The sequence below is a fragment of the Peribacillus sp. B2I2 genome, from assembly GCF_041261685.1.
Classification (GTDB): domain Bacteria; phylum Bacillota; class Bacilli; order Bacillales; family DSM-1321; genus Peribacillus.
Genome location: NZ_JBGCCB010000001.1, coordinates 4,072,167 through 4,088,450, shown reverse-complemented (window position 1 = coordinate 4,088,450; position 16,284 = coordinate 4,072,167). Strand labels below are relative to the sequence as shown.

Below are 16,284 nucleotides of genomic sequence, written 5' to 3'. Positions count from 1 at the left end.
TCTTTCAATTTCAATTATGTTAATATTAGAAGTTGCAACAGCAACATTTGAAAAGACATTTAAGAAGTGTGACCATATAGATACAAAACATGGAAGGTGAACCCATGATTTATTTTGACAATAGTGCAACAACTAAACCATATCCCGAAGTGATCGAATCGTTCATGAAGGTTACTTCGGACTATTTTGGGAACCCCTCTTCGCTGCATGGACTTGGGGTCCAATCCGAAAAACTGCTTTCTGCTGCAAGAAAGCAGATCGCTGATTTATTAAAGGTGAAGAGTTCGGAAATATATTTCACTTCCGGGGGGACGGAAGGGAATAATCTCGCCATTAAAGGAGCCGCCCACTCCCAGGGAAATCGGGGCAAACACATAATCACGACAGCGATCGAACATCCTTCTGTAGAAGATGCATGCCAATCATTGACGAAAATGGGTTATGAGATCACATATCTCCCCGTTAACGAATTTGGGCAAATTGATCTAACTGATCTTAAGCATGCATTGAGGGAAGATACCATTTTGGTTTCCGTCATGCATGTAAATAATGAAGTTGGTTCGATACAGCCGATTGCTGATATTGGAAAATTGTTAAAGCAATACCCACACGTACTCTTTCATGTCGATAATGTGCAGGGAGCAGGCAAAGTTCCTTTATCCTTACGTGATGCCAATGTGGATTTATGTACAATTTCGGGACACAAGGTTCATGGCTTGAAGGGGACGGGCATCCTTTATGTTCGTGAAGGCGTTCGGGTCGATCCGCTTTTTCACGGTGGCAATCAAGAAACGAAAATTAGGAGCGGCACCGAAAATGTTGCGGGAATCGTCGCTCTTTCCAAGGCTTTACGCATTAGTATGAACAATCAATTGCTGTATCATGATAAGCTGCAGCAAATCAAAAGTTATTTATATAAAGGTTTGAAGGAAATGGACGGGGTGCTGGTTAACAGTCCTGAAGCGGGCGCACCCCATATTGTGAATTTTTCCGTTCCGGGACTTAAATCAGAGGTATTGCTTCATGCACTTGAATCGGAAGGAATATATGTTTCGACGACTAGTGCCTGTTCCTCGAAAAAAAGGACGGTAAGCAAAACGGTGGATGCGATGTTCCATAATCAAGCTCGCTCCGAAAGTGTCATCCGAATCAGTACTACCTATGGCAATGAGATGGAAGAAGCGAAGAAAGTTCTGGCGGCGATACAGAAAATAGTCGCTAATTTAGAAAAAATAATGAGGGTTGCAAAATGAAATTTGATCATATAATTATCCGTTATGGAGAAATCTCCACGAAAAAAAGAAACCGTAAAGGCTTTGTAGACAAAATGAAGGCACATATCCGCTGGAGTTTAAAGGATATTGAAGGCGTAGTGCTTACAGCCAACCGGGAGCGGATGTACGTTCTCCTGAACGGTGTGGACCATAAGCCTGTCATTGACCGATTGAAAGGCATTTTTGGAATCCAGTCTTTAAGCCCTGCGATAAAAATAGAGCGTGATCTGGAAGTGATGAAAACGGCAGCATTATATTACCTTAATCATACTCTGGAAGATGTAAACACGTTCAAAATCACGACAAAACGCGCAGATAAGGATTTTCCATATAATACAGATGAAATTAACAGGGCACTTGGCGGGCATTTGCTTCGGAATACAGAAGATTTAAAAGTGGATGTAAAGAACCCTGATTTGAACTTGCTAGTGGAAGTGAGACGCGAAGCCGTGTATTTGACGGGTGAAATCATCCAGGGGGCAGGCGGACTTCCATTTGGTTCAAGCGGAAAGGCAATGCTGATGCTCTCAGGCGGGATTGATAGCCCTGTTGCGGGATTCCTTTCGATGAAACGCGGATTGGACGTAGAAGCGATCCATTTTTATAGCCCACCTTTCACAAGTGAGCGTTCACGTCAAAAGGTCATTGATCTGGCGGGCAAGCTTGCAGAAATAAATGGAAGCATGAAAGTGCATATCGTTCCATTTACGGAAATTCAATTATTGATTCAAAAACAGATCCCGGAAAATTACTCAATGACTACAACTCGTCGTTTAATGATGCGGGTCGCCGATCAAATCCGTGAAAAAGAAGAAGCTATGGCACTGATAACAGGTGAAAGCCTTGGACAGGTTGCGAGCCAGACCATGAGCAGCATGTTTGCCATCAATGAGGTGACGAATACACCGATCCTGCGCCCGCTTATTACCATGGATAAAACGGAAATCATCAAAATTGCAAGAGAGCTTGATACTTTTGAAATATCCAATCTGCCGTACGAAGATTGTTGCACGGTCTTTACGCCGGCAAGCCCTAAAACGAAACCCAAACGTGAAAAAGTCAATTACTATGAGAGCTTCGTCGACTTTGAATCCTTGATTGAAAAAGCGGTCTCCGAAACAGAAATATTGACGGTTAAACCGGGTCAGACATTCGATGAGGAAGAAGCGATGGAAGACTTATTTTAATATCCTGTAATTACCAATAAAATAGTGCGAATGAAGCCATGTGTTTTAACACACTCTATAATCACAAGGAGGTGAAAAACACATGGCAAACAACAACAGCTCAAACGAATTATTGGTACCTGGAGTGGAACAAGCTCTAGAGCAAATGAAATATGAAATCGCTTCTGAATTCGGCGTACAACTTGGTGCCGACACAACATCTCGCGCTAACGGATCAGTTGGTGGAGAAATCACAAAACGCCTTGTTCAAATGGCTGAACAACAATTAGGCGGAGGATTCAAAAGATAATTTAATAAATATGGCTACAGAGAGCGGGTTCTTACACCCGCTCTCTTTATTTATTTGTAAAAATAAATGGATATATCAGAGAAGTATCTTGTATAATGAGTAGGTACTAAGAGTTCATAATTGGAGGGGAAGAAAATGAAGCGTGAAGATTTATTAGCTCCGGAACATTACAACTTAGTGAGTGAAATGGAACGTTATGCAAAAAATCCAGAAAAGGTTGCTGTACTTTGGGAGAACGAAACCGGAGATAAAAAACAACTTACATATGAGAATTTATTAAAGAGTGCAAATAAAATTGGAAATGCCTTCAAGAAAAAAGGACTGGGTAAAGGCGATACGGTCCTTATCATAATCCCTCGTTTGGTGGAAGCTTATCAAGTGTATTTAGCCGCATTGAAAATTGGCATGATTGTCATACCTTGTTCTGAAATGCTTCGTGCGAAGGACCTGCAGTATCGGGTCAACCACGGTGATGTAAAAGGAATTATCAGTTATCATGAATATACCCAAGAATTGAATGAAATAGAGGGAGCGGAAAGCCTCCTGAAATTTTCGATCGGAAAACGGATGGAAAATTGGCTGGATTTGAATGAGCTTGCCGATGATGAATCCGATCAGCTGCCGATGGCCGACACGAAGAGTGAGGATATGGCGTTCTTATCGTATACTTCCGGCACGACAGGCAATCCAAAAGGGGTCGTCCATACACACGGATGGGCATATGCCCATTTGAAAACGTCTGCTGCAAACTGGCTGGGCATCAGCGAAGGGGATGTGGTTTGGGCAACGGCAGGCCCAGGGTGGCAAAAGTGGATCTGGAGTCCTTTCCTGGCTGTTCTGGGAACGGGAGCGACCGGTCTTGCCTATCATGGGAAGTTCGAGGCGAAAAAATATCTTCAGTTGCTACAGGACTATAAAGTGAATGCGTTATGCTGCACACCAACCGAGTATCGATTGATGGCAAAGGTGAATAATCTTGATGACTATGATTTATCCCATCTTCATAGTGCTGTATCAGCGGGGGAACCTTTAAATCAAAAAGTGTACGAGGTCTTTAAAAACCATTTCCATATTGAAGTGCGCGATGGATATGGACAGACCGAAAATACCCTGTTGGTAGGTGTAACAAAAGGCATGGAAATTAAATTGGGCTCCATGGGAAAACCGACTCCGGGAAACCATGTGGAAATCATTGATGATTTTGGTAAACCCTGTGCTCCTGGCGTAGTGGGGGATATTGCCGTACATGTCGATACACCCGCTCTCTTTAAAGAGTATTTTAAAGATCCCGAGCGGACATCGAAGCAATTCCGTGGGGACTATTATATCACCGGCGATCAAGCGAAAAAGGACGAAGATGGTTATTTCTGGTTTGAGGGTCGTTCTGATGATATCATCATCAGCTCGGGATATACCATTGGACCGTTTGAAGTGGAAGATGCACTCGTTAAGCATCCATATGTGAAAGAGTGTGCCGTTATAGCAAGTCCTGATGAAATAAGGGGAAATGTGGTCAAGGCGTATGTCGTCTTGATGGAGGATATCGATCCGAACAGCCAAGACTTGATCAAGACGCTCCAATCGCATGTGAAAGAATTGACTGCTCCATATAAATATCCAAGGAAAATCGAATTTTTAGAAGAGCTGCCCAAAACGACATCGGGTAAAATCAAACGGGTCGATTTACGGAAAAGGGAAGAAGCACTCTTTAACAATTAATCGAACGCATTAACGTCAGCCCCCGGCTGGCGTTTTTTTAACAGGGGCTGCTTAAAATCATAAATATGGGAATTCGTGAAATGAGATGGTAAACTTACTGCATATCTGCATAGCAAGAATCATTTTATAAGGAGTGTAAAGCCGGAATGGGAACGTTATGGTTCAATGGATCTATTTATACGATGATTAAAGAAAAGGATCAAGTGGAGGCGCTCTACACTGAAAAGGGGGTAATTGTTGATACCGGAAGCATTGACTATTTAAAAAATGAATATGCCGGCAATATTTCCAGGGAAATCGACTTAAAAGGACAAACCATGCTGCCGGGTTTAGTGGATAGTCATCTACATTTGGTCGGGCATGGTGAAAGACTGCTTCGTCTTGACCTCTCCTTGATGGATAGCAGGGAAGCCATCATGGTTGCCTTGAAGGAAAAGTGTTCTAAGACTCCGGCTGGAAAGTGGATTGTCGCCGAGGGCTGGAATGAAAATGAATGGACCAGTCCCGAATTGATATTACGGGATGAGCTTGACGCGATATCGACGGAACATCCCATCATATTGAAAAGGATCTGCCGTCATGCCTTGGTGGTCAATACCCGCGCCCTTTTGGAAGCGGGTATTAAAGAAGATATAAAAGAACCGTCTGGCGGGGTGATCTGCCGTTATCCTGATGGACGGCTAAATGGTTTATTTAAAGAAAGCCAGGCGCAGAACCTGATTTTAGACAGCCTTCCTGGCATTGACCAAGACTATATCGAAACCGCACTCACAGAGGCCATAGAAGACGCATATAGGCTAGGTTTGACTGGCGGGCATACAGAAGACCTCCATTACTATAATGGCTTCATGCCGACATATCAGGCGTTTAAATCGGTAATCGAGGACAGGGAAATGGCTTTTCGCGCCAATTTACTCGTCCATCACGAAGCGTTTGAAGAAATGCTGGCAGCAGGCGGCCGCTATCAAGAAGGTACGCAATATATCAAATTCGATAGCATGAAGATTTTTACTGACGGCTCCTTAGGCGGACGCACAGCCCTGTTGAGCGAGCCTTATGTAGATCAACAGAATACGAATGGTGTCTCGATATTCACTGAAAATGAGCTTCAGGAATGGGTAGGAAAAGCAAGGGATGCCGGAATGCCGATTGCTGTCCATGCCATTGGCGATCTCGCTTTTGAATACGTCTTGAATGCACTTGAAGCCCTCCCCGTGAAAGAGGGACAGAGGGACCGGCTCATCCATGCGCAGATCGTCCGGCCGGAGCTGTTGGAGCGGGCAGCAAAGCTGCCGGTCATCTTTGATATCCAACCGGGTTTCGTCCCGTCCGATTTTCCGTGGGTGGAAGAAAAGGTTCCGGCCAATCTATTGGAATCCTCCTATGCATGGAAGACCTATTTGAATTTGGGCATTATTTGTGCGGGCGGGTCAGATGCGCCCATTGAGCCATTAAATCCAATTTTGGGCATTCATGCAGCTGTCACAAGAACGAAAATAAACAGTGAGGACAGTACCGTATATGGCTTGGATGAAAGGCTTTCCGTTTACGAGGCCTTCGCACTTTATACAAAAGGGAGTGCTGCGGCAATCGGCCAGGAAAAACGCCGCGGTCAGATCATCAAAGGGTATGATGCCGATTTTACCGTGTTTAATCTGGATGTCTTTGCTGTTGCGCCTGATGATCTCCTAAAAGCTGAGGCGGTCATGACGGTCATCGATGACAGAATCATGTATGATAAAAACTAACGGTTGCAAAAAAAGGAATGGATATACAAAATAGTTAAATGGAATTCGATAAAGGAATGTAAATGGAAAGAAGGCAGGTTATGAAAGTGGATGAACAAAAAGAAGGGGCGATCTATGCAGCCCTTTCTTACATGATGTGGGGAGTCGTGCCGATTTACTGGAAGTTCCTTCAGGGAGTCGGTGCTACGGAAATTTTAGCTCAGAGGGTATTATGGTCTTTCGTTTTCATGCTGGTTTTATTGATGTTCATGAAAAAATGGCAAGCGTTTCTAGATTATGTAAAAATCATTATGCGAAATCCCAAACTCTTTGCAGCATTACTAATGGCGTCACTGCTCGTTACTGCTAATTGGGGTGTGTTCATCTGGGCCGTTAACTCAGGACGGATCCTCGACACGAGCCTTGGATATTATATCAATCCGCTAGTCAGTGTACTATTGGGAGTGATAGTCTTAAAAGAAAAATTGAGCGGGGCACAAATCTTATCGTTCCTGCTTGCAGGAATCGGAGTCTTGATCCTGGGCATTCATTTCGGTACGATCCCGTGGGTCTCTCTTGTTTTGGCCATGACCTTTGGATTATATGGTCTGGCAAAAAAAATGATCAAGGCCGAGTCGGCGATCGGGCTGACGCTAGAAACGATGATGGTAACGCCTCTGGCCCTGGGTTACCTGATATACTTGATGAACCAATCAGAAATGCAATTCTTTACAGCGGGAAGCACAAGCTTGCTGTTGGTGGGCGGTGGGATTGTCACGGCCTTGCCACTTTTATATTTTGCAAAAGGGGCGGAGAAGATCCCGTTATCGATGCTGGGCATTTTTCAGTATATTGCTCCGACCTTATCCTTATTGATCGGGGTATTCGTCTATCATGAAAGTTTTACCAAAGCACATCTTTTAGCGTTTTTATTCATATGGTCAGCCTTGGCGGTTTATACGCTATCCATTACGAAATGGGGTCAGGCAAGTGCCCGAAGGTTTAAAGGCAAAGGGAATATTGGTGCGTGAATAAGAAAAAATGCTTGGGAGATCTCTCCCAAGCATTTTTTTATGCCGGTATATAATAAAACGGTTTTACGGCATAGGGGAAATGCCAGGGTCATGAAAGGTAAATCTTCGGACCTATTTCAGAAACAATACAATTGGAAAGGCTGACAGGACTGTGAACGGGCATTGCACGAGGGGTGTTTTCCAGGAATTGGCTATAGAAGGAACTATCCAAGCTAATGATATGCGTTGTCAGGGATGCCGATATGGTGGCGTTCGGCTTTCTATTGCTATTTAATTCATCGATGATTCCCTGTGCAGTGGTAATCCCGATCCCGTGTCCATAAAAGAGGTTGTTCCCTAATAATATGGCATTTTCACCTTGCCATTCAGGAGTTTCCTCGTCGTGATCAGGGTTTTCGAAGTAAACGCAATCCCCTGGTAAATAATCCGTTCCTTGATGAATATTAAGAGCCATATTGCTTGGAGGGCGAAAGTCATATAGAAATAGGTTTGAAAAAAGATAGTCAAAATTCCTAGGGCCGATTAAATCCAAAATGGCCTTTAAAAAAGTGACGACTATCGCTGTACCGCATTCGAAGGCGTAAAGCCTTCCATTCAAGAAAATGTCCAGGAGTGCAGCATGAGGGGCAATCCCTGGCTGAAGGGTAAATGTGCCATCCTTTGAAACGCGCCAATATTGTTCATTGCTTGCCGATTCATCAAGTGTGGAAAATTCTGGACCACTTTTATCTAACGAAATGGCGGCATCGATGACTCGGTGCCTCAGTTGTATATCGAAATTAAGGTATCCGAAGTTCCGGTATTCAAAAGCGTTAGAATCTTCCGCCAGCAATTGGAGAATTTCAAGCGATGTATCAGATACTATACCTGGTTGGATTTGACTGACATCTAACCATTTGTGATTAATCTTTATCATGACCATATCCACCTTTTGCTTATGAAATGAAGGGTTTATAAAACCAGTACACAAAAAAGTCTACAGGTTATGCTCATTATATGAATGTATGCAAAGAAATGACCATTTGGAGCGTTTCAGGCATGAGGGCAACCGAGAATGATTGGTATGGCAAAAGGGATGATCATTTTGCTAACAATGATTATCATTCCAAAAAGATGTTTTGGTGGCTGTGCTAAACATTTAGAAGGAATACCTTTCCAATTAGGGAGAAGGAGCAAATTAGTATTCCCTTTTCTGAATGAATTGATATAATGAGAGAGAAAAGTTCATATGTGCGAGAAATGTAGGGGGGCCAGTAAAGCTGGCTGAGATTGCGTCCTTTAGATGCTGACTCTTTGAACCTGATCTGGATGATGCCAGCGGAGGGAACATATTATTACTGACTTTCTGTTTTGTATGTTAACGTCCGAATTCATCTTCGGGCGTTTTTTGTATTTTTATAGACCCTGGCGCCCCATTATGGTTCCGGCATATGGATCTTATATGATGTGTAGGAGGATAATAACTTGAATAAATTCTTACCACTGTTGACTTCGTTGTTCCTTTTGGCTGGATGCGGTGCAGGCGGAACTAATGAAAAAGAAGAAGCATCTAAAAATGAAGGCAATAAAGAATTAAAAAAGGTATCGGTCGTACTCGATTGGACACCGAATACAAACCATACAGGTTTGTATGTAGCCAAGGAAAAAGGATATTTTAAAGAACAAGGTCTGGATGTGGATATTATCATGCCAGGTGAAGCTGGAGCTGATAAGCTTGTCGCTTCAGGGAAATCCGAATTTGGCGTGGGCTACCAGGAGGGCATTACGCAGGCCCGCGTGCAAGGCGTCCCGATTGTTTCGGTAGCTGCTGTCATCCAGCACAATACCTCTGGATTTGCTTCACCTGAGGCAAAAAACATTAAAACACCCAAGGATTTTGAAGGAAAAACGTATGGTGGCTGGGGGTCTCCGGTTGAAAAGGCCATTATTGATTCACTAATGAAAGAAGAAAATGCAGATGTAAATAAAGTGGATATAGTGAATACAGGAGACACGGATTTTTTCACTTCGGTTAAAAGGGATATAGATTTTGCCTGGATATATTATGGGTGGACAGGTATTGAGGCAGAGTTGCGAAATGAAAAGCTTAATATGGTTTACTTAACCGAATACTCGGATAAGCTCGATTACTATACACCTGTTTTGACAACGAATGAAAAGATGATAAAAGAGGATCCCGAGACTGTTAAAGCATTCGTTCATGCAGCTTCGAAAGGGTACCAGTTTGCGATAAAGAACCCTGGTGATGCAGCAGACGTGCTAATTAAGTCTGCCCCGGATCTTGATGCAAAACTAGTGAAGAAAAGCCAGGAGTGGCTTGCAGCTAAGTATCAGGATGATGCTCCGCGTTGGGGTGAACAAAAGCTTGAAATTTGGAAGAATTACAGTGATTGGATGACGGAAAATAAGCTTCTTGAAGGTGATTTCAATCCTGAAAAAGCATTTACCAATGAATTTTTACCAAAATAGGAGGAAATACAATGGCCAATTCATTAATTAGTATACAAATTATTCCTAAAGGGGATGTCATCCCTTTGGTCGACGAAGCAATCAAGATCATTGATGAATCAGGTATCAAGTATGAAGTTCACCCGCTAGAAACGACAATGGAGGGTGAGCTTTCCGAACTTTTTGCCGTGATAGAAAAAATGAATGTAAGAATGATTGAATTAGGCTCGCCGAATGTCATATCCCAAGTGAAAATATTATATCAGCCGAGCGGAATTACGATGGATACGTTAACGGAGAAATATCGGGCATGACCGGAAGGGTAATTTGGAAGAAGGGGGCTCCCTTCTTTCTTTTATTATTGTTGCTGATAATATGGGAGTCAGTGACAGTCTTATTAAAGGTTGAAAAATGGCTGCTTCCCGCTCCGTCGGCCATTTTCATTGAAGGAATTGAGTCGTCCCAGAATCTTTTTGGTCACCTTTCATCAACAACTGAGCTTGCGTTATCGGGTTTTTTTATTGGAAGCTGCATCGGATTATTAATCGCAGCAATCCTACATCTGTTTCCAGGCGTAAAGGACGCGGTTTACCCTCTGCTCATACTATCACAAAATATACCTATCATAGTTTTGGCACCGCTTTTAGTAATTTGGTTTGGCTTTGGCATGATGCCTAAGTTAATCGTCATTTCGCTAGTATGTTTTTTTCCGGTTGCGGTTGCTTCATTGGACGGTTTTCGCCAGACACCATACGAACTCAAGCATTATTTCAAGATGATGGGAGCGGGAAAAAACCAGTTATTTTGGAAGCTTGAACTTCCTCACTCGATCCCGTTCATTTTCTCGGGCCTGAAAATTTCGGCCACCTATAGTGTAATGGGTGCGGTTATTTCGGAATGGCTTGGGGCAAAGTCGGGGATTGGTGTTTATATGACGCTCGCTTCCTCTGCGTTCAGGACAGATCGGGTGTTTGTTGCCATTTTCATCATTATGGGAATGAGCCTGCTCTTTTTTTGGATCATCACCTTCCTGGAGAAATACTTAGTTTCATGGAAGAGAAAGGAGGGTGAAAAGGATGAAGCTGGAAATTAAAGATGTCTCCTATTCTTTCGATGGTAAACAGAATATTTTAGAGAATATGGATTTCCATGTGGAAGATGGAGAATTTGTCACAATCCTTGGGCCATCCGGCAGTGGTAAAAGTACATTGTTCCACTTGATAGGCGGTATTTTGAAGCCGGATCATGGCAACATTTCGCTGGACGGTAAAAAGATAAATGGCTTAAAGGGCCATATAAGCTATATGCCGCAGCAGCCTTCCCTTTTACCTTGGAGAACGGTATTGGAAAATGTTTTGCTTGGAAGCGAGCTTGCTGGGATCAGAGATAAAGAAAAGGCAAAAGCCCTTTTGATGAAAGCTGGATTAGCAGAGTACGAGAAAGCATATCCGCATGAATTATCTGGAGGCATGAAGCAAAGGGTCGCATTCATTCGGAGTATCTTAAGTCAACAGGACTTGATGTGCCTGGACGAACCCTTTTCTGCCTTGGATGAACTGACAAGATTGCAAATGCAAGAATGGCTGCTGTCCGTTTGGGAAGAAAATCGGAGGTCGGTGCTTTTTGTTACGCATAGCATCGATGAAGCCGTTTTCCTTTCAGATAGAATATATGTGTTATCAGCAAAACCCGCTGCTGTCATCAAAGAAGTGGCAGTGCCATTTCCAAGGCCAAGAAGTGAAGAACAGCTGCTTAGTGATGAATTTTTCCATTTGAAGAGAGAATTATATGCAGCACTAAAGCCAACTGTTTCGACTTAATTAAGGAGGCGACTAAACTTGAGAATCATCGACAGCCATATCCATTTGGATAGGTATGAAGAAAGTGAGCAGAAGCAGATTCTAACTGATATGGACAAGGTTCATGTGGAATCGTTACTGACTGTTTCCATGAATTTGACTTCTTCCATTAACAATTATCAGCTTTCACGCAAAGATTCACGAATTAAGCCTGCCTTCGGTTTTCATCCAGAGCAGCCCTTACCGAGTAATGAAGAAGTGGACGAATTATTGAACTGGATAAGGGTACATGTGCACAATATGTTTGCTATAGGTGAGGTTGGGCTGCCCTATTACTTAAGGCAGGAAAATCCCGATATTGATCACTCAGCGTATATAGAGATACTGGAGAGGTTCCTGGCTTTAGCTAAAGAGGTTGAAAAGCCGGTTATTCTTCATGCCGTCCATGATGATGCACCTATCGTTTGCGATCTTTTGGAAAAACATCAAATCACAAAGGCACACTTTCATTGGTTTAAAGGTGATATCAGGACAATCGAACGAATGGCCGAAAAGGGCTACAGCATTTCGATTACACCTGATGTTTGTTATGAGAGGGAAATACAGGAATTGGTTTCGGCATACCCACTTAAGCTGATGATGATTGAAACGGATGGCCCATGGCCATTTGAAGGGGTTTTCAAAGGGAAATGGACCCATCCCGGCATGATGCATGACAGTGTGCGTCAAATCGCTTCTGTTAAAAGATTGCCTATTGAGGATGTCTATGAAATCCTTTATCAAAATACCAAAGATTTTTATCATATATAAAGGTACCGGATATCATATCCGGTACCTTTAGTTCGTTATAGAAAGGTCCTTTTAACCTTTTCCCAAAAGGAATTGTCTTTTAGCTTTACGGTCTTGATGACTTTACCGCTTAACCGGACCTTTACCTTTTCGACATGGTTGATGCTTAATGCTTCATTGTCCATTCCGATGATCGGATAGCTTGGCCCGTTTTGTTCAAGGTGGACGGTCAACGTCTTGTCCCCGCTTAGGATGAATGAAGAACCCAGGGTCCGATAGGTATTGTTATTGATGGAAGCAAGCTCACTCACTTGAAAGCAAGGGAGAAGGGGATCCACAACGGCCCCATTGACCGATTTATTATAGGCGGTGCTTCCGGTCGGAGTCGCAATGATGATTCCGTCCCCGCGAAAAGTTTCAAAATGGAGTTGATCAATGAAAATATCCATGATGAACGTTTTGGTGATGGAAGACCGGATACTTAGTTCATTGAGGGCATAAAAGGAGGGCTGTTCGTCCAATTGGATTTCGATGGTTGGATATTTACGTACCTCGATTTGCTCTCTTGTCATGGCATCGATCATTTTATCCGTGTCTTCCAAGTGGAAATCGCAATACATATTCAAGTTGCCTGTGGTGGATATGCCCGCATATAAACAGTCATCCCTGAATCCAGTTTTACGGGCTGCCTGTAAGAATGTGCCGTCATCACCGATGCTTACGATGATATTCGCTTTTGTGAAATCTTGGATGACTTCATACGAATGTTGCTTCGCCAAGCCTGATAAGTATTCGACCTTGTTAAGCATCTCTGCATTCGGAGCATGGAAAAAATAAATATTCCTTCGAGTGTTCATCATGTTCCCCCCTAGTATGAATAGTGATGAAAAGGCTTACTTTTTCCTCGACAAAAAGCGGAAGTACAAAAGCGGATACACACTTCGTACACGTTTATATGATTTATTTTAGCATGGAATGAAGCACTTTTGTTATTCCTTTGAGGAAGGGTATCGAAAAGAAAAAAAGGACACTCTTGCATGAATAACCGGATAGCGCAAGCAGTTCTTTTTAGGAAGTGAAAAGAGAATGATGGTATAATAAATTCTCAATAAGGGCTCTTTCAAACCTGCGATACAATGGTTATATCACTAAATGGAGAATAGGGTTCGGATATATAAGAAAGGAGGTTATGTGTATGAAAGTGCATATTATTGCCCCGTATGAATCAATGATTCCAATTATAAAAGCGTGTGTACCTCTTTATCCAGATTTAGGAATAAGGTATTCCATAGGTGACTTGGAAAAGGGTGTGGAACTTGCAAAATTAGAAGAGGAAAACGGAGCGGATGCCATAATCAGCAGGGGAGGAACGGCTAAGTTAATTAAGAAATCCGTCAATATTCCAGTGATCGACATGCACCTTTCCGGTTATGATATGATTCGTTCCCTGACATTAGCCAGTGAGCTTAAAGATAAAACGGCCATCGTAGGATTTTCAAACATAACATCAGGCGCCCAATCGATTATCGACTTATTGGACCTTCCTTTACAGGTTTATACGGTCCGTGAATCAAAAGATGTAGCTCCTCTCATTTTGACTTTAAAAAACGAGGGTTATAAACAGATCGTTGGTGATGTGATTACAATAAATACAACCATCTCTTATGGAATGAAAGGATTCCTCATTCAATCGGGAAAGGAATCAATCATAAGGGCTATTGATGATGCTAGGGAAATGATTACCTATCTTCAATACAAAAGCGACATCAATAGGATGTTTGAAAGGCTTTTAGTCAAAGAAGTACATAATATCGTCATTTTAAATAGTAATAATCAAATCGTCTATGAGCATTTAACTGATTTTGACTCCAATCCATTGACCGATGATCAATTTAGAAGCATGAATGGAGAAGTGAACGTAAGTAAGCAGCTTCATACCAGTTTTTCGCAGGATGGCACCAGTATAGAGGTAGACGGCTTTTGGCATGATGGTTTGTACTCGTCATATGGGGTTTATGTATTAGATGCCAGTCCGGTGAAACGATTCGATCAAAAAGGTGTGCAGATCAAGGTGGCTTCTATCTCAGAACCGATTGCCATGGATACCGTTCTGATAAATAATGTAACAGCACTCTATAAGAACCATGAAATCATTCACTTAAAAGGAAATCGAGGGACGGGTAAAGAGTTTCTTGTCAATCATATACATAATGAACAAACAAAAAATGGAAAGCTCCTTACAATTGATTTCAAAGAATTCAAGGAAGCCGATCTTAACAAGCTGCCTCTTGAGCATATGCGCACCATAACTTTGAAAAATATCGATTGTCTACAGGATTATGAACCATTAAGAGAATTTCTAAGCACTTGCAGCAGAAAAAATCTATCGATATTCATTGTATCAAATGTTCAAATCAACGAAGCCATTACTGGGAATTTTCCAATAAACACGATTCATATGCAGGATTTATCGCAACGTAAGAGCGATATAGGAAACTTAACGAAATTTTTCTTATCCTATTATCATCAAACGTATGGAACAACGGCAATGAATATAAAAAATGATGCCCTTGCTCTTCTGGAAGAGTATTCGTATCCTGACAATATCGACGATTTAAAACAGTTAATTAAGCAAATAGCCTTAAATGAAAAAGAGTATGTAATACGAAAGGAAACCATTGAGAAAATAATAGCAGATAATAACATTCCGACTGATATCTTCGTTTCACAAAAAGCGACGCTAAAAGAAATGGAAAAGTATATCATTCAGCGAGTTCTGAAAGAGGAAAATTATAATCAAACGAAAACTGCCGAACGATTGGGGATCAATCGGGCAACATTATGGCGCAAACTTAAAGAATGACTTTAAGTTTGTTTTTTTTTGAATAAAGTGTTGCATTTTTAAACTGTTTTCATTAAAAATAGTTTTATATTTTTATAAGTGTTGCTTTTATTAACATCATATTTTAATATGAATATTGTAAGCGCTTTAATAATAAAACAAAGGGGTTTTTATTATGAGAATTAAAGCAACGCTTGAACGTATCCCAGGGGGGATGATGGTTGTTCCACTATTGCTGGCAGCGACTATCAATACATTATTTCCTAGTCTTTTAAGGATTGGCGGTTTTACTGAAGCACTGTTCGTGAACAGTTCAAGTGCTTTAATTGCATTATTCCTTTTAATCGCCGGAACGCAGATCAATCTTCGTACGGCAGGTACTTCGGTCAAAAAGGGCGTTACACTTTTAACATATAAGTGGGTATTAGGGGCATTGGTCGGTCTACTTGGATTCTGGCTGGCCGATAGTAACGGATTGTTTTTAGGAATGGCACCATTGGCAATCATTGCTGCCATGACAAATTCCAATGGCGGGCTTTATATTGCATTAGCCGGTCAGTATGGAAAGGAAGAAGACAAGGCTGCCTACCCATTTCTCGCTTTAAGTGACGGGCCATTCTTAACAATGGTAGCGCTTGCTATTTTCGGAACAATGGGCTTCGCGGATGGCATGTTCTCTCCAACTTCGTTCATAGCCGTATTGCTTCCGCTGATAGTCGGGGTGGTATTAGGGAATTTAGATTCTGAGATGAAAGATTTTCTTTCTAAAGGGAGCGATAAGCTTGTTCCGTTCTTTGCTTTTTCATTAGGTATGGGTATTAATTTCACAGCGATTATCCAAGGGGGATTAAGTGGGGTATTACTTGGCGTGATTACAGTTCTCCTAACCGGTGGAGGAGGGTATCTGATCTTTAAATGGATAGGATGGAACCCGATTGTCGGTGCTTCTGAAGGTTCCACTGCAGGGAACGCTGTCGGGACTCCTGTGGCTATCGTGGCAGCGAATGCTTCATTCGGGATCCATGCAGAGCTTGCTACTGTACAAATTGCAGCAAGTGTTGTGACAACAGCTATCCTTCTCCCGATATTCATCGGCTTCCTATCCAAGCACTTGGATAAGAAGGGTGGAGTGGCTAAATACAATAATTAGGTTAGCCCATGTTTTGGAGGGGATTG

At 42.2% G+C, this 16,284-nt stretch carries 15 protein-coding genes and 1 riboswitch; of the genes, 13 read left to right on the top strand and 2 right to left on the bottom strand.

Translation table 11 applies throughout. The annotated features are described in order from the left end of the window. Positions 1 to 104 precede the first annotated feature (104 nt). The 6 genes from ABIE66_RS20190 to rarD all read left to right on the top strand — a co-directional run bounded on the left by ABIE66_RS20190 (position 105) and on the right by rarD (position 7,227). Positions 105 to 1,253, top strand: a complete 1,149-nt coding sequence (locus ABIE66_RS20190; protein ID WP_370017087.1) for a cysteine desulfurase family protein — start codon at positions 105 to 107, stop codon at positions 1,251 to 1,253. Beyond that, a complete protein-coding gene (thiI, locus tag ABIE66_RS20185; protein ID WP_289315341.1) occupies positions 1,250 to 2,461 on the top strand; it encodes a tRNA uracil 4-sulfurtransferase ThiI in 1,212 nt (403 codons plus the stop codon). Before ABIE66_RS20190 ends, thiI begins: the two co-directional genes overlap by 4 nt. Before the next feature lie 82 nt (positions 2,462 to 2,543). Next, positions 2,544 to 2,750 carry an alpha/beta-type small acid-soluble spore protein gene (locus ABIE66_RS20180; RefSeq protein WP_289315342.1) on the top strand — a complete coding sequence of 69 codons (207 nt, stop codon included), beginning with the start codon at positions 2,544 to 2,546 and terminating at the stop codon, positions 2,748 to 2,750. A 135-nt stretch (positions 2,751 to 2,885) separates the two neighbouring features. Further along, positions 2,886 to 4,469: an acyl-CoA synthetase MbcS gene (gene mbcS, locus ABIE66_RS20175; protein ID WP_370016058.1), complete on the top strand. Its 1,584-nt coding sequence runs from the start codon at positions 2,886 to 2,888 to the stop codon at positions 4,467 to 4,469. Between the two features lie 146 nt (positions 4,470 to 4,615). After that, entirely contained in the window at positions 4,616 to 6,217 is a 1,602-nt protein-coding gene (locus tag ABIE66_RS20170) for an amidohydrolase (protein WP_370016057.1), read from the top strand. An 80-nt stretch (positions 6,218 to 6,297) separates the two neighbouring features. Beyond that, a complete protein-coding gene (gene rarD, locus ABIE66_RS20165; protein ID WP_370016056.1) occupies positions 6,298 to 7,227 on the top strand; it encodes an EamA family transporter RarD in 930 nt (309 codons plus the stop codon). A 91-nt stretch (positions 7,228 to 7,318) separates the two neighbouring features. Here rarD and ABIE66_RS20160 read toward each other — a convergent pair whose 3' ends face one another. Beyond that, the gene (locus ABIE66_RS20160) at positions 7,319 to 8,146 is read right to left on the bottom strand and encodes a protein-glutamine gamma-glutamyltransferase (protein ID WP_289326029.1); all 828 of its coding nucleotides are present in this window, start codon (positions 8,144 to 8,146) and stop codon (positions 7,319 to 7,321) included. A gap of 317 nt (positions 8,147 to 8,463) precedes the next feature. Beyond that, positions 8,464 to 8,573, top strand: a riboswitch (TPP riboswitch). A 121-nt stretch (positions 8,574 to 8,694) separates the two neighbouring features. Between ABIE66_RS20160 and ABIE66_RS20155 the strand changes: the two genes are divergently transcribed. Genes ABIE66_RS20155 through ABIE66_RS20135 form a run of 5 tightly spaced genes read left to right on the top strand, consistent with a single transcriptional unit; the run spans position 8,695 to position 12,287 of the window. Continuing rightward, complete coding sequence (locus ABIE66_RS20155; protein ID WP_370016055.1) at positions 8,695 to 9,699, top strand: ABC transporter substrate-binding protein; 1,005 nt, start codon at positions 8,695 to 8,697, stop codon at positions 9,697 to 9,699. An 11-nt stretch (positions 9,700 to 9,710) separates the two neighbouring features. Then, positions 9,711 to 9,992, top strand: coding sequence for a thiamine-binding protein (locus ABIE66_RS20150; protein ID WP_289326027.1), 282 nt, complete (start codon positions 9,711 to 9,713; stop codon positions 9,990 to 9,992). Further along, positions 9,989 to 10,771, top strand: coding sequence for an ABC transporter permease (locus ABIE66_RS20145; RefSeq protein WP_289326026.1), 783 nt, complete (start codon positions 9,989 to 9,991; stop codon positions 10,769 to 10,771). Before ABIE66_RS20150 ends, ABIE66_RS20145 begins: the two co-directional genes overlap by 4 nt. Further along, the gene (locus ABIE66_RS20140; RefSeq protein ID WP_370016054.1) at positions 10,755 to 11,498 is read left to right on the top strand and encodes an ABC transporter ATP-binding protein; all 744 of its coding nucleotides are present in this window, start codon (positions 10,755 to 10,757) and stop codon (positions 11,496 to 11,498) included. The genes ABIE66_RS20145 and ABIE66_RS20140 overlap by 17 nt, the downstream gene beginning before the upstream one ends. A gap of 18 nt (positions 11,499 to 11,516) precedes the next feature. Beyond that, positions 11,517 to 12,287 carry a TatD family hydrolase gene (locus ABIE66_RS20135; protein WP_289326024.1) on the top strand — a complete coding sequence of 257 codons (771 nt, stop codon included), beginning with the start codon at positions 11,517 to 11,519 and terminating at the stop codon, positions 12,285 to 12,287. Between the two features lie 35 nt (positions 12,288 to 12,322). Here ABIE66_RS20135 and ABIE66_RS20130 read toward each other — a convergent pair whose 3' ends face one another. Beyond that, the gene (locus ABIE66_RS20130) at positions 12,323 to 13,123 is read right to left on the bottom strand and encodes an NAD kinase (RefSeq protein WP_289326023.1); all 801 of its coding nucleotides are present in this window, start codon (positions 13,121 to 13,123) and stop codon (positions 12,323 to 12,325) included. Positions 13,124 to 13,461: 338 nt separating this feature from the next. On the opposite strand from ABIE66_RS20130, the gene ABIE66_RS20125 reads away from it, so the two are divergent. Both ABIE66_RS20125 and ABIE66_RS20120 read left to right on the top strand, forming a co-directional pair. Then, the gene (locus tag ABIE66_RS20125; RefSeq protein WP_370016053.1) at positions 13,462 to 15,129 is read left to right on the top strand and encodes a PrpR N-terminal domain-containing protein; all 1,668 of its coding nucleotides are present in this window, start codon (positions 13,462 to 13,464) and stop codon (positions 15,127 to 15,129) included. 154 nt (positions 15,130 to 15,283) lie between these two features. Continuing rightward, a complete protein-coding gene (locus tag ABIE66_RS20120; RefSeq protein ID WP_370016052.1) occupies positions 15,284 to 16,258 on the top strand; it encodes a 2-keto-3-deoxygluconate permease in 975 nt (324 codons plus the stop codon). Positions 16,259 to 16,284 lie beyond the last annotated feature (26 nt).